Source organism: Brevirhabdus sp. (genome assembly GCF_052826345.1).
On sequence record NZ_JBRBUA010000129.1, the window covers coordinates 16583 to 30009 of the forward strand.

10 protein-coding genes are annotated in these 13427 nt (G+C 66.1%); 8 read left to right on the forward strand and 2 right to left on the reverse strand.

The features are described 5' to 3' along the window. The first annotated feature begins 105 nt into the window (after positions 1–105). From ACU0BR_RS15150 to ACU0BR_RS15175, 6 genes are all read left to right on the forward strand, one after another. Positions 106–1983 (forward strand): polysaccharide biosynthesis protein, encoded by a 1878-nt coding sequence (locus ACU0BR_RS15150; RefSeq protein ID WP_446157666.1) that lies wholly within the window; start codon positions 106–108, stop codon positions 1981–1983. Positions 1984–2145: 162 nt separating this feature from the next. After that, positions 2146–4290, forward strand: coding sequence for a YjbH domain-containing protein (locus tag ACU0BR_RS15155; RefSeq protein ID WP_446157667.1), 2145 nt, complete (start codon positions 2146–2148; stop codon positions 4288–4290). Further along, positions 4287–4976: a YjbF family lipoprotein gene (locus ACU0BR_RS15160; protein ID WP_446157668.1), complete on the forward strand. Its 690-nt coding sequence runs from the start codon at positions 4287–4289 to the stop codon at positions 4974–4976. The genes ACU0BR_RS15155 and ACU0BR_RS15160 overlap by 4 nt, the downstream gene beginning before the upstream one ends. A 125-nt stretch (positions 4977–5101) precedes the next feature. Continuing rightward, positions 5102–5326: a hypothetical protein gene (locus ACU0BR_RS15165; RefSeq protein WP_446157669.1), complete on the forward strand. Its 225-nt coding sequence runs from the start codon at positions 5102–5104 to the stop codon at positions 5324–5326. A 218-nt stretch (positions 5327–5544) separates the two neighbouring features. After that, positions 5545–5769, forward strand: a complete 225-nt coding sequence (locus tag ACU0BR_RS15170) for a hypothetical protein (RefSeq protein ID WP_446157670.1) — start codon at positions 5545–5547, stop codon at positions 5767–5769. A 183-nt stretch (positions 5770–5952) separates the two neighbouring features. Beyond that, positions 5953–7317, forward strand: a complete 1365-nt coding sequence (locus ACU0BR_RS15175; RefSeq protein WP_446157671.1) for a polysaccharide biosynthesis/export family protein — start codon at positions 5953–5955, stop codon at positions 7315–7317. A 285-nt stretch (positions 7318–7602) separates the two neighbouring features. On the opposite strand, the gene ACU0BR_RS15180 is transcribed toward ACU0BR_RS15175, so the two are convergent. Beyond that, positions 7603–9741, reverse strand: coding sequence for a GumC family protein (locus tag ACU0BR_RS15180; protein WP_446157672.1), 2139 nt, complete (start codon positions 9739–9741; stop codon positions 7603–7605). An 84-nt stretch (positions 9742–9825) separates the two neighbouring features. Next, positions 9826–11259: a mannose-1-phosphate guanylyltransferase/mannose-6-phosphate isomerase gene (locus ACU0BR_RS15185; RefSeq protein WP_446157673.1), complete on the reverse strand. Its 1434-nt coding sequence runs from the start codon at positions 11257–11259 to the stop codon at positions 9826–9828. 233 nt (positions 11260–11492) lie between these two features. Between ACU0BR_RS15185 and ACU0BR_RS15190 the strand changes: the two genes are divergently transcribed. Continuing rightward, positions 11493–12302 carry a metallophosphoesterase family protein gene (locus ACU0BR_RS15190; protein WP_446157674.1) on the forward strand — a complete coding sequence of 270 codons (810 nt, stop codon included), beginning with the start codon at positions 11493–11495 and terminating at the stop codon, positions 12300–12302. 76 nt (positions 12303–12378) lie between these two features. Continuing rightward, the gene (locus ACU0BR_RS15195) at positions 12379–13392 is read left to right on the forward strand and encodes an NAD-dependent epimerase/dehydratase family protein (RefSeq protein WP_446157675.1); all 1014 of its coding nucleotides are present in this window, start codon (positions 12379–12381) and stop codon (positions 13390–13392) included. Positions 13393–13427 lie beyond the last annotated feature (35 nt).

The window sequence follows — 13427 nt, forward strand, 5'->3', positions numbered from 1 at the left end:
AGAAGCGCCAACGCGCTTGCCAATTTGTTGAAATTAAGGCATCAACAGGTATTGCTTGAATATATTTACTGCTGTTTTTTGGTCCCTCGTTCCAAGGCGTTCCCAATGGATTATTCCGTGCTGAGCAACCTGTCTCGCTCGTCCAAACGTTTCATTCTGTTCACTCTGGATACCGCGCTTATCCCGGCAAGCCTTTATCTGGCCTTCGCGCTGCGGTTCGGGACCGGCTGGCCGCTGGTGCTTGTGGACCGGTCCTGGCTGCTGCTGCCGCTGCTGACGGTGCTGGGGGCGGGCTGCATCGTCTATCTGCGCCTGCACAAGATCAAGCTGAACGCGCTCGAGGCGCGCTCGATCATGCGCATCGGGGCCTGCGCGGCGCTGCTGACGGTGGTGGCGATCGTGGCGAGCTACGTCTTCGATTTCCATGCGCCGCGCTCGGTGCCGGTGATCTTCGGCGCGCTGTTCTTTCTGGGGGCGCTGCTGTCGCGGCTGGCCCTGCTGGCCCTGCTGGGGGTTCTCGAATCGCGCGGGCGCCCTTCGGTGCCGGTGGCGGTCTACGGCGCGGGATCTGCCGGCATTCAGCTGGTTTCCGCGCTGCGCCGCTCGCGCGAGGTGCGCCCGGTGCTGTTCGTCGACGACAACCCCTCGCTCTGGGGGCTGATCGTGTCGGGGCTGGCGGTGGCGCGTCCCGACCGGCTGGAGGCGATGGCCGCGACCGGGCGGATCGAGCGGGTGCTGCTGGCGATGCCCTCGGTCCCGCGCACCCAGCTCAACGCGCTGCTGACCCGGCTGGCCAAGCTCAACTGCGAGGTGCAGGTACTGCCGTCCTATGTGGATCTGATTTCCGGCAAGAACATCGCCGAAGGGCTGCGCACCGTCGCCCCCAACGAGCTGTTGGAGCGCGACGCGGTCGATCTGGACATCCCCGATGTGGCCAAGGCCTATGCCGGGCGGGTGGTGATGGTGACGGGGGCGGGCGGCTCGATCGGGTCGGAGCTGTGCCGCCGGCTGCTGAACTGCCGCCCCGAGCGCATCGTGCTCTATGAACAGAGCGAGATCGGCCTTTACGAGATCGACCGGGAATTGCGCCCGCTGGCGCAGGATGCGGGCATCGGGGTGAGCACGCGGCTGGGATCGGTCACCAACCGGGCGCGGATCGAGGCGGTCATGGCCGAGGAAAGGGTCGAGATCGTGCTGCACGCCGCCGCCTACAAGCATGTGCCCATGGTCGAGGAGAACGAGCTGGAGGGCGCGCGCAACAACGTGCTGGGCACCCAGTTCGTGGCCGAGGCCGCGCAGGCCGCGGGCGTCGAGCGGTTCATCCTGATATCCACCGACAAGGCGGTGCGCCCCACCAACATCATGGGCGCGACCAAGCGCATGGCCGAACTGGTGATCCAGGATTTGCAGACCCGCAGCAGCGGGACCAAATTCGCCATGGTCCGCTTCGGCAACGTGATGGGGTCCTCGGGTTCGGTGCTGCCGCTGTTCCAGCGCCAGATCGCCCGCGGCGGGCCGCTGACGGTGACCCACCCCGAGGTCACGCGGTTCTTCATGACCATTCCCGAAGCCTCGCGGCTGGTGCTGCTGGCCGGGGCCTATGCCGAAGGCGGCGATGTCTTCGTGCTCGACATGGGCCAGCCGATGAAGATCATCGACGTGGCGCGCCGCCTGATCGCGCTGTCGGGACACCGCGCCAAGGAGGCGGGTTCCGAAGGCGGCGACATCGCGATCGAGATCACCGGCCTGCGCCCGGGCGAGAAGCTCTACGAGGAGCTGCTGATCGACGACGCCAGCCTGAGGACCACCCCGCATGAGAAGATCCTGCGCGCCCAGGAAGCGCGGCTGTCGCAGATCGAGGTTCTCTCGATGCTCAAGGAGTTGCAGGAGATCCTCAACAGCGGCGATGCGGCCGCGCTGCGCCGGCTGATCTCCAAGCGCATCGAGGGCTATCACGTCCAGAAGACCGTCGGCTATTCCTGACGCCCTTTCCGGGCGCTGTTTCGGCCGTTGTTTGCGCGGCATTGTTTCCCCCCCGGGAAATGATCTTTGCATCCCCGCAACACAGGGGCGGAAACCTCGTGGCGGGGATATCCGCGGGCGCCTGTGTGACCTAAGACGATCGAGAAGCACCGGCGGGGTCACATGAGACGTTTCAGCAGAATATTCCTTTGCGCTTCGGTCACCGCGCTGCTGGGCGCGGGCGCGGCGCTGGCGCAACAGGCGTCGGAGCTTCGGTCCCGGGCGCGGCCCGATCTGACCTATGGGCTCTATGGCACCCCCGGCCTGATCGACATGCCCACCGCCGAGAGCGCCCCCGACGGGGAGATCGCCGCCACGGTGGGCTATTTCGGCGGCCAGACCCGCACCACGCTGAGCTTTCAGATCCTGCCGCGGCTGTCGGGCAGTTTCCGGTATGCCAAGATCGACAACTATGTTCTGGCGACGGGCGCGCCCACCTATGACCGCAGTTTCGATCTGCGGTTTCGCCTGCTCGACGAGGGCCGGTATCGGCCCGCCGTGGCGGTGGGATTGCAGGATTTCATCGGCACCGGGCTCTATTCCGGTGAATATCTGGTGGCCACCAAACGCATCGGCGATCGCATCCGGGTGACCGGCGGTCTGGGCTGGGGGCGGCTGGGGTCGTACAACAGTTTCGACAATCCGCTGGGGGTATTCGGCAGCGGCTTCGATACACGGCCTGCCGCCAATGTGGGCCTGGGCGGGACGACGGATTTCAAGACCTTCTTCCGCGGCCCCGCGGCGGCCTTTGCAGGCATCGAGTTCCGCGCCACCGACCGGCTGTCGCTGAAGGCGGAATATTCCTCGGATGACTATACGCAGGAACAATTGCGGGGCTTTTCCAAATCCTCGCCCTTCAATTTCGGGCTCGATTACCGGATCAGTGACAATACGCATCTGGGGGCCTATTACCTCTACGGCTCCGAAGTCGGGGTCTTGCTGAACTACACGCTCAACCCGCGCCGCCCGCCGGTCACGCCCAGCATCGGCCCCGCGCCGGTGCCGGTGGCGGTGCGCGCGCCGGGGACCGTGCGCGATACCTCCTGGATCGTGCAGGAAGACGGCGCCGCGATCCTGCGCACCAATATCGCCACGCTGATGGCCGCCGACGGTCTGGTGCTGGAGGCGCTGGCCCTGTCGCCGCATGCCGCCGAGGTGCGGTTCCGCAACCAGCGCTATGGCGCCGTGCCGCAGGCGCTTGGCCATGTCGCGCGCATCCTGACCAACACGCTGCCCGCCTCGGTCGAGCGGTTCACCCTGGTGCCGGTGGAAAACGGCATCGCGCTGTCCGCGGTCACGCTGGCGCGCACCGATCTGGAGCAGCTGGAATTCGCCCCCGACGGCGCCTGGAAAAGCTATGCGCGCGCCCGGATCGACGACGGCACCCCGCCCGCGCCCGGCACCACCTATGCCGAAGGGCTTTATCCCAAGCTGACCTGGGGCATCGGCCCCTATGCCGAGGGCAGCACCTTCGACCCCGACAGCCCGCTGCGCCTCGACGTGGGGCTGGAGGCCAGCGCCCGCTACGAGGCCCGCCCGGGGCTGATCTTTTCCGGCGCGATCCGCAAGAAGGTGCTGGGCAACCTGGCCGATTCCACCCGCGTGTCGAACTCGGTGCTGCCGCATGTGCGCTCGGACGCCAACGTCTATGCCCGCGAGGGCGATCCGGCGATCACCAGCCTGACCGGCGCCTATTACTTCCGCCCCGGCGAGAACCTTTATGGCCGGGTCACCGCGGGCTATCTGGAACCCATGTACGGCGGTGTCTCGGGCGAGCTGCTGTGGAAGCGCCCCGAAAGCCCCTTTGCCCTGGGGGTGGAGGTCAACTATGCCCGCCAGCGCGATTTCGACCAGCTGTTCGGGTTTCAGAACTACGACGTGATCACCGGCCATGTGTCGGGCTATTGGGACATGGGCAATGATTTCTACGGCCAGGTCGATGTGGGCCGCTATCTGGCGGGCGATTACGGCGCGACCTTCACCCTGAAGCGCGAATTCAAGAACGGCTGGGCGGTGGGCGCCTATGCGACCTTCACCGATGTGCCGTTTTCGCGCTTCGGCGAAGGCTCCTTCGACAAGGGCATCCTGTTCACCGTGCCGCTGGGCTGGTTCACCGGCACGCCCTCGACCCGCAAGTATGAGGCCAAGCTGCAGCCGCTGCTGCGCGACGGCGGCGCGCGTCTGAACGTGGACGGGCGGCTTTACGACAGTCTGCGCGATTATCAGGATCCGATCCTGCGCGAGCAATGGGGACGGTTCTGGAGATGAGCATGAGACAGTTGCGCCCCGCCGCCCTTTCCCTGACGCTTGCCCTGACCGGCCTGCTGGTGCTGGCGGGATGCGGCAGCAAGAAGGGCCAGTACGACACCGCCGTCGCCACGCTGCGCGGGCTGATCCCGGGCCGGGCCGCGCCCACCCCGCCCGACGTGCGCGCCCAGCTGACCCGCGCCCTGCTGGACCGGACCACCGCGCCGACGCTGCTGGTCGAGCTGCCCGAACGCGGCTCGGTCGCGACGCTGGCGCTGGCGGGCGACAACGCGGGCGTGCTGAGCTGGCTGAGCGGCGACGGCATCGGCATCAGCCAGCGCGCGGGCGTGCTGAGCGCCACCCGCGGGCTGGGCCGCGATCTGATGAGCGCCGACATCGAAGAGCCGCTGGCGCAGATCCAGGGCCGCGCCCCGGCCGGGCGGGCGGTGCGGGTGCACCGCTATTTCGACACCGAGAACCAGACCTTCGCGCGCAGCTTCGTCTGTTCCTACAGCCCCCCCCGCCCCGAAGTGATCGAGATCGTCGAGCAGCGTTTCCGCACGCGCCGCGTCGATGAGAGCTGCCGCACCAGCGACGGCAGCTTCGAGAACAGCTATTGGCTGGGCCGGGACGGCACGATGTGGAAATCGCGCCAATGGGTCAGCCCCGAGGTCGGCTATGCGCTGTTCGAACGGCTGGTGAAGTAACCGGCCCCGACAGCGGCAAAGCGCTTAGCCCGCGCCGCGCCGCCGACGGCTCCGGCGGTTTTGTTGTCCGAAGGGCCTTCCCGCGCTATACTGAGCCCTGCATGCATCAGTATTGGAGTGTTAACATGAAGAAAATTCTCGCGGGCGGCCTCATCGCCGCGCTGACCGTCCTGCCCGTCACCGGCGCGACGGCCGAACAGATCCAGCCGCTGAACACCACCAAATCGACCCAGGGCGCGGATTCGCTGCAGCTGGGCGGCCTGGGGGCAAGCGGGGCGATCACCCTGGCCACGATCGTCGTCGGCCTGGGCATCATCATTTCCGGCAACAACAGCAACGGCACCAACTAAGGCCACGCGTCGGTTGTCGCGACGCTTTCGGCTGCCAGCGCAAGGCGGGGTCATTTCAACCCCGTCGCGCAAGAGGCGCCCTCCGACGAAGGCGCCTCTTGCCTTTCATGTCTTTGTATTTGCCGCATGATTTTTTCAGGCAGGTGCAAGGTTTTATTGTTCTATTACCAAAACCTGCCTATGCTGGCCCGGCATGCATCGTATTTAGGAGTGTTAACATGAAAAAGATTCTCGCAGGCGGCCTTATCGCCGCGCTGACCGTCCTGCCCGTCAGCGGCGCGATGGCCGAACAGATCCAGCCGCTGAACACCACCAAATCGACCCAGGGCGCGGATTCCCTGCAGCTGGGCACGCTGGGCGCCGGCGGCGTGATCACCGCAGCCGCGATCATCATCGGCATCGGCGTGATCGTGGCCGGCAACAACAGCAACGGCACCAACTGAGCCTTCGCTTCCCGGAAAGTGTCGTAAATGACACCCGCAGAAAGGCGATCCCGACGGGGGTCGCCTTTTTGTTTGCACAACCCCGCCATATCCAAAGAATGACGGGCGACACATGCAATGACAGGTAAGGATGGCGCTGACGGCCGAGGGATCGGCGGGGCGGTGTCAACAAGGCGGGGACGTATGTTCAAGAGATTTCTTCCGGGTATCGTGATGCTGGCGCTGGCGGGCTGCGGCGCGGCCTATATCACCCCCTCGGTGAGCGAGGGATATGCCTCGGGCGCCAAGGTGCGCGTGGTGCCGGTGACGCCCGAATCGGTGCTGGTCGCCAACCGCTCCACCTATCGTCCCGAAACCCTGCCTGCGGTGTTTTTCCGCAACGCGGGCGCGGGCGGCAGCCTGCGCGGCCTGGGCGGGCCCACGCCCAGCCCCGCATCGCTGCCCGAACGCCGCCCCGGCAACCTGGAATTGCGGGTGCCCCCCGCGCCGCCGGTGATGCCCTATCAGATCGGCATCGGCGATGTGGTGCTGCTGGCGACCCGTTCCGCGGGGTCGACGGTCGAGCAGCTTTCGGGGCTGCTGGCCGCGCAGAACAGCCGCCAGGGCTATACCGTGCAGGACGACGGCGCCATCGCGATCCCCGATGTGGGCCGCATCCGCGTGGCCGGCATGACCCTGGAAGAGGCCGAGGCCGAAGTGTTCCAGAAGCTGGTCGAGGCGCAGATCGACCCGTCCTTTTCGCTGGAAATCGCCGAGTTCAATTCCAAGCGCGTGTCGATCGGCGGCGCGGTGCGCAATCCCACCGTGGTGCCCATCCGCCTGACGCCGCTGCTGCTGACCGAGGCGCTGGCCGCGGCGGGCGGCGTGGCCGTGCCCGACAATGATTTCGCGGTGATCCGCATCTATCGCGACGGCGCGCTCTACCAGATCCCGGTGGCGCAGCTGTACCAGCGCAAGGATCTGCAAAAGATCCGCCTGGCCGAGGGCGACAGCATCTTCGTCGACACCGATTTCGACCTGTCCCGCGCCCAGGCCTATTTCGCCGAACAGATCCAGCTGCTGGGCTTCCGGCAATCGCAGCGGGTCCAGGCCCTGGCCGAATTGCAGGCCGCCGTCGGGCTGCGCCGCGCCGCGCTGAGCGAGGCGCGCGACAATTTCCAGGCCCGCGTGACGCTGGACGCGGTCAAGCGCGACTATGTCTACCTGTCGGGCGAGGTCACCAAGCAAAGCCGCTTCGCGCTGCCCTTCGGCCGTACCGCCACCCTGGCCGACGCGCTTTACGGCGAGGGCGGTTTCGCCACGGAAACCGGCAACCCGGGCCAGATCTACATCCTGCGCGGATCCCCCGACCCGGCCGATTTCGGCGCGGTCACCGCCTGGCAGCTGAACGCGCGCAACGCGGCCAGCAACGTGCTGGCCACAAGGATGGAACTGCGGCCCAACGACGTGATCTTCATCGCCGAACAGCCGATCACCAAGTGGAACCGCGTCGTGCAGCAGATTGTGCCCTCGCTGATCACCACAGGGGTGGGCGCGGTGTCGAAATAAGTTGCCTTCCCGGAACGCGGCTTTGGCGTCGCGTTCCGGGAACGCGGTTTGGCAAAGGTTCACGACCCCGGGAATGCAAGCGGGCAGGGATTGTTCCCAAGAGTAAATGCCGAAAGTCCGCGTCCCCTGACTGTAGATCAGCGGACCCCGAACCGAATTCCACAGGCACAGGAAAAACAGGGACAAGGGGCCGAAGCTACCTGCCTTGTGAAATTTGAGTGAACCGAGGCAGGGCTGAGACGGGAAGGACCGGCGAATTCAGGTTTAAGGGTAAACCTTGTCTCCTCAGGCCTCGTAATACCCCTTCCCGTAAGACGCGTAAGCACCGTAGCGCCCGCCATATCCATAGCGTTTCATGCCCGTCGGGTCAATCTGGCCCAGCACCAGGCCGGTGACGCGCAGGTTGACCGTCGAGAAAAGCCGCAGCCCCTCCATGACCTGGGATTTCGACGTGCTGTCCCATTTCACCGAATAGAGGATCGCGTCGACCGACTGGCCGATCACCCGCGCGTCGGGGACGACCAGCACCGGGGGCGTGTCGATGATGATGGCGTCATAGGTCTCGCGCGCCTGGTTCAGGAATTCCGTGAACTTGTTCGAGGAGAAGACATCGGCCGCGTTGGTGGAGGATTTCTCGCCGATCAGCACGTCGGCGCGCAGCGTGGGCTCGTGGATCACGGCCTCTTCCAGCGGGACCTCTCCCGACAGGACCGACAGGATGCCGGGGCGGTGGGCGATGTCGAAATATTCGCTGAAGACGCGGCGGCGGATGTCGCCCTCGACCAGCAGCACCTTGCGGCCCAGACCCGAAAGGTTCTGGGTCAGCGCGATCGACTGGGTGGTCTTGCCCTCGCCGGGGATGGAAGAGGTCGACATGATGATCTGCGGCGGCGCATCGACATTCGACAAGAGCACCGAGGTGCGCAGGTTTCGGATCGCCTCCGCCGCCGGGGAGGAGGGCTTGCTGGCCAGATATTCCAGCACCCGCTTGCGGCGGCGGGCGGGGATCTTGGGGATCTGGCCCATGACGGTGTGGCCGGTGATGCGTTCCAGATCCTCCGCGGTGCGGAAGGTGTTCTGTGTCATCTCGCGGAGGAGAATGGCACCCGCGCCGAACATCAGGCCCAGCACGGCGGCCAGCGCCAGGATCATCGATTTGCGCGGCTCGGAGGGGCTGCGCGGCACCACGGCGCGCGACAGCACGCGGCTGTCGGCCTGCTGGATGCCCTGCTGCACGGAGGTCTCTTTCAGCCGGCCCAGGAAATATTCATAGATCAACCGGCTCGCCTCGGCCTCGCGCTGCAGCTGCTGCAGTTTGACCAGATCGTCGGACTGGCTGGCGATCTGCGCTTCCAGCTCCTTCAATGAGGCCTCGAGGGCCGCGATCTGGCTTTGCGCGCGGCTGACCTCCAGCTGGGCGCGCGACACCACCTGATTATAGCGTGTGTCGAAGGCATCCCCGCCGCTGTCGAGGTTGCGCAGCCGGGTCAGCGTGGGGTCGTTCGCGGCCTCTGTCATCGCGGCGCGGTCGCCGCCGTCGCGGGCCCTCTGCAGGACGGTGACGCGGTCCTGGGCGGCCGAGAGGGTCAGCCGCGCATTGGCCAGACGGTCGCGCAGGTCCTTGACCTGGCGGTTCGCCGCTTCCAGCGATTGCGCGTTGACCAGATTGGTGCTGGCGTTGAAGTTCTTCACCGCCGTCTCGGCGGCCTCCAGCTGGGTCTGCAACTCGGCCACGCGGTCGGTCAGCCAGCTGGTGGCCTGCTGGGTCGCGTCGAATTTCACCTCGAGCTGGTCGAGGATGTAAAGCTCGGCCACCGTATTGGCCAGCAGCGCCGATTTCTGCGGCGAGGTGGTCTTGGCCGTGATCTTGAAGACATAGCTTTGCCGCGTGTTGCTGATGCTCAACGCATCCAGCACATTGTCGACGGTCGCATCCCGGATCTCCGCGGGGCTGGGCGCGGGGGCCTGCGCTGGCGCGGGCTGGATCAGCTCCTTCACCCAGGCGATCGCCTGACCCACTGAAAACCGTGGCTCGGGGCGCAGACGGGTGTTGAATTCGGGATCCTCGGTCAGCTTCAGCTTGTCGACGACCTTGCCGATCAGCCCGCGCGAGCGCAGGATTTCCACCTCGGTGTTGATGCTGGCCTGATCGCCCGACAGACCCGACAGCACGCTGTCGAGGTTGGCCACATTTTCCTGACGGCTTTCCAATGTGACCGTGGCGTTGGTGGTATACATCGGTGTCGCGACGGCAAAGGCGTAATAGCCGCCGATCATTACCGCCAGGACCATGCACAGCACGATCCACAGCTTGCCGCGCCACAGCGTACGCAGCAGGTGGCCCAGATCGATCTCGTCGTTTTCTTCCGGCATGGCGACGGCGGCAGAGGCCCGCCCTTGATCTTCCCGAGCCTGTTGAAGCATCTATACGCCTGTACCTGAAACCAAACCTCTCTTTCTTTTCCATAAAAGCCGCGTGAAGGCAACGCTGGGGCGCGGCGTTTCGGGTTACATGCGCCGATAGATATCCTCATGCCGGGTGATGTCGTCCTCGCCCAGATAGGCGCCGGTCTGCACCTCGATCAGGATCATCGGCAGCTTGCCGGGGTTTTCCAGCCGGTGACGCGTGCCCAGCGGGATGTAGACGGACTCGTTTTCGCCCACCAGCCGGGTCTGATCGCCCAGGGTGACGCGGGCGGTGCCGCTGACCACGATCCAATGTTCCGCGCGGTGCACATGCGATTGCAGCGACAGCACGCCGCCCGGGCGCACCACGATGCGCTTGACCTGGAACCGCGGCCCCAGGGCCAATGTCTCGAACCAGCCCCAGGGGCGGTGGTCGCGCGCCGATTTGCGGGCCTGGGGCGCGCCGCGGGCGTCCAGCCGTTCCACCGCGACGCGCACCTCCTGGGCGCGGGACTTGTCGGCCACCAGCACCGCGTCGCCGGTGGCCACCGCCACCACGCCCGACAGGCCCAGGCCGACCAGCGCGGGCCCCCCCGGCTCGGACCGCAGCAGGCTGTCGGTGCAATCGACGGCCTCCGACAGGCCCAGCGTCACCACACCGCGGGCGTCGGGCGCGCCGTGGCGCCAGACCGCATCCCAGCCGCCCATATCGCTCCACCGGCCGGAAAACGGCACCACGCAAAGGTTTTCGGCCCGTTCCATCACCGCATAATCGAGCGAGATATGGGGCAGCTCCGCCCAGGGCGCCGCCGCCAGACGCAGGAAATCGAGATCCGCGCGCGCGCCCTCCAGCGCGGCGCGGGCGGGGGCGATCAGATCGGGGGCATGGGCGGCGAAGGCATCAAGGATGGCGCGCGCGGTGAACAGGAAGATGCCCGCGTTCCACAGGTGATCGCCCGACGCCAGCATCGCCGCCGCGCGGGTCGCGCAGGGTTTTTCCACGAAGCCCGCCAGCGGCCGGGGATCGGCCGCCCCCCCGTCCGGAACCTCTTCCAGGGGCGCGTCCAGCCGCAGATAGCCATAGCCCGTCTCGGCCCGGTCGGGGCGAATGCCGAAGGTCACGAGCCGGCCCGCCCGCGCGGCCCCGACCCCCGCCAGCACCGCGTCGCGGAAGCCTTCGGCATCGGGAATCTCGTGATCGGCGGGGCTGACCAGCATCAGCGCATCCGGGTCCTCGCGCGCCAGCCACAGCGCCGCGATCAGCACCGCGGGCGCGGTGTCGCGGCCCGCGGGCTCGATCAGCACCGCGCGCGGCGCGATGCCCGCCTCTTCCAGCTGGGCGGTGGCGGTGAAGCGCGAGACCTCTCCGGTCAGAATCAGCGGATCGGCGAAGCCGGCCGCGGCGAAGCGCCGGGCGCTGGCCTGAAACAGGCTTTCGCGGCCCGAGAGGGCGGCGAACTGCTTGGGATGATCGGGCCGCGACACCGGCCACAGCCGCGTGCCCGACCCGCCACAGAGCAATATGGGATGTATCATGTCCGCGCGGCTCCCTCGGGCGATATCGGTGCGGGTGTCGTCTTGGCGCGCAGGGTATCGCGTTGCGGGGGAATGTATATCCTCTTTGCTCCGCCGCGCCGGATGCGGCCCTGTGGCGGGCGGTCCCTGCTGATCCGTTCTCAGCATGGCGTTATCAGCATGGCGATCTGGGCATGTGATGTCCTGAATTGCCCGTTGTTCCGGGCCCCGGGGCGGTTTAAGTCACTCACTCTATGTTCAAGCGTCTTAAACAACTCTTAAATCCGGTTCTGAATCCGGCCCTGGCCACATCCGCCGCGCCTGCACCGTTCAGCGGCGCCGATCCCGCGCCCGATTGCCCGGTCTATGCGGTGGGCGATCTGCACGGGCGCGCCGATCTGCTGGAACGCGCCTTCGAGGCGATCGACCGGGATGCGGCCGGGCAGGGGCTGGACGCCTTTCACATCGTCTTTCTGGGCGATTACATCGACCGCGGAGAGCAGTCCGACGCGGTGCTCGCGCAGCTGCGCGGCTTTGTCGAGCAGCTGCCCGACTGGGTGGTCTGCCTGATGGGCAACCATGAAAAGATGATGCTCGATTTCCTCGACCGCCCCGAGGAACGCGGTGATCGCTGGCTGCGCAACGGCGGCTTGCAGACGCTGGCAAGCTATCGCATCGGCGGCATCACCGAACGCGCCTCCCCGCCCGAGATGATCGCGGCCTCGGACCGGCTGCGCGCGGCCCTGCCCGAGGGCACCGAGGCCTGGCTGCGCGGCCTGCCGCTGATCTGGCAGAGCGGCAACCTGGCCTGCGTGCACGCGGGCGCGGAACCGGGCCAGCCGCTCGATGACCAGGACCCCAACGTGCTGCTCTGGGGGCATCGCGATTTCCTGGGCCGCGATCGCACGGATGGCGTCTGGGTGGCGCATGGCCACACGGTGATGGAGGCGGCACGGGCCGAACGCGGCCGCATCTCTCTCGATACGGGGGCCTATTTCTCGAACCGGCTGTCGGTGGGGGTGATCCGCACCGGCGCGCCGGTGCGCCTGCTGGAAGTGGGGTGAGGGGCTTTGCCTTGATCGCGCCCCGGCTTCGTGGAATGGCTATCGCCGGTATGGCGCATGATTTGAGGACGGATTTTTGAGAAAGATATTCATCACCGGCACCGCGGGCTTCATTGGCTTTCACCTGGCGCAACTGCTGCTGAAGGAAGGCTTCCGCGTCCACGGCTATGACGGGATGACCGATTACTACGACGTGCGCCTGAAACAGCGCCGCACGCAGATGCTGCTGCAAAACGATGCCTTCGCCTTTACCGAAGGCATGCTGGAGGATCACGAGCGCCTCGACGAGACGATCGACGCCTTTGCCCCCGACGTGATCGTGCACCTTGCGGCGCAGGCGGGGGTGCGCTATTCCCTCGAAAACCCGCGCGCCTATATCGACAGCAACGTCGTGGGCACCTTCAACGTGATGGAGGCCGCGCGCAGGCTGAAGGTCGACCACCTGCTGATGGCCTCGACCTCATCCGTATACGGCGCGAATGAGGAAATGCCCTATAAAGAGGCTCATAAGGCCGACACCCAGTTGACGATCTATGCCGCCACGAAAAAGGCCAACGAGAGCATGGCGCATTCCTATGCGCATCTGCACGACATCCCGACCACGATGTTCCGCTTTTTCACTGTTTACGGACCCTGGGGGCGGCCCGATATGGCTTATTTCAAGTTTGCAAACGCGATCCTCGATGACCGGCCGATCGACATCTACAACAACGGCGACATGTACCGCGACTTCACTTACGTCGAGGATCTGGTGCGCGGTATCCGCCTGCTGATCGACGCGGTGCCCGAACGCCCCGCCGGCCGCGACGACATCGTGGAAGGCGACAGCCTGTCGCCGGTGGCGCCTTACCGGGTGGTCAACATCGGCAATTCCGACAAGGTGCGGCTGCTGGATTTCATCGACGCGATCGAGGAGTGCCTGGGCAAGAAGGCGATCCGCAACTACATGCCGATGCAGATGGGCGACGTGCCCGCCACCTGGGCCGACGCCAACCTGTTGCAGCGGCTGACAGGCTACAAGCCGCAGACCGATTTCAAGGACGGGATCGCCCGGTTCGTCACGTGGTTTAAGGATTATTATGGTAAATAATCTGTAACCACGGTCTGGATTTGAGTATTTCAGAC

Excerpts from the sequence above, each read along its gene's own strand:
- ACU0BR_RS15170 (WP_446157670.1), top strand. The coding sequence starts at position 5,545 with ATGAAAAAGATTCTCGCAGGCGGCCTTATCGCCGCGCTGACCGTCCTG.
- ACU0BR_RS15160 (WP_446157668.1), top strand. The coding sequence starts at position 4,287 with ATGAGCATGAGACAGTTGCGCCCCGCCGCCCTTTCCCTGACGCTTGCC.
- ACU0BR_RS15190 (WP_446157674.1), top strand. The coding sequence starts at position 11,493 with ATGTTCAAGCGTCTTAAACAACTCTTAAATCCGGTTCTGAATCCGGCC.
- ACU0BR_RS15175 (WP_446157671.1), top strand. The coding sequence starts at position 5,953 with ATGTTCAAGAGATTTCTTCCGGGTATCGTGATGCTGGCGCTGGCGGGC.
- ACU0BR_RS15180 (WP_446157672.1), bottom strand. The coding sequence starts at position 9,741 with ATGCTTCAACAGGCTCGGGAAGATCAAGGGCGGGCCTCTGCCGCCGTC.
- ACU0BR_RS15155 (WP_446157667.1), top strand. The coding sequence starts at position 2,146 with ATGAGACGTTTCAGCAGAATATTCCTTTGCGCTTCGGTCACCGCGCTG.
- ACU0BR_RS15150 (WP_446157666.1), top strand. The coding sequence starts at position 106 with ATGGATTATTCCGTGCTGAGCAACCTGTCTCGCTCGTCCAAACGTTTC.
- ACU0BR_RS15185 (WP_446157673.1), bottom strand. The coding sequence starts at position 11,259 with ATGATACATCCCATATTGCTCTGTGGCGGGTCGGGCACGCGGCTGTGG.
- ACU0BR_RS15165 (WP_446157669.1), top strand. The coding sequence starts at position 5,102 with ATGAAGAAAATTCTCGCGGGCGGCCTCATCGCCGCGCTGACCGTCCTG.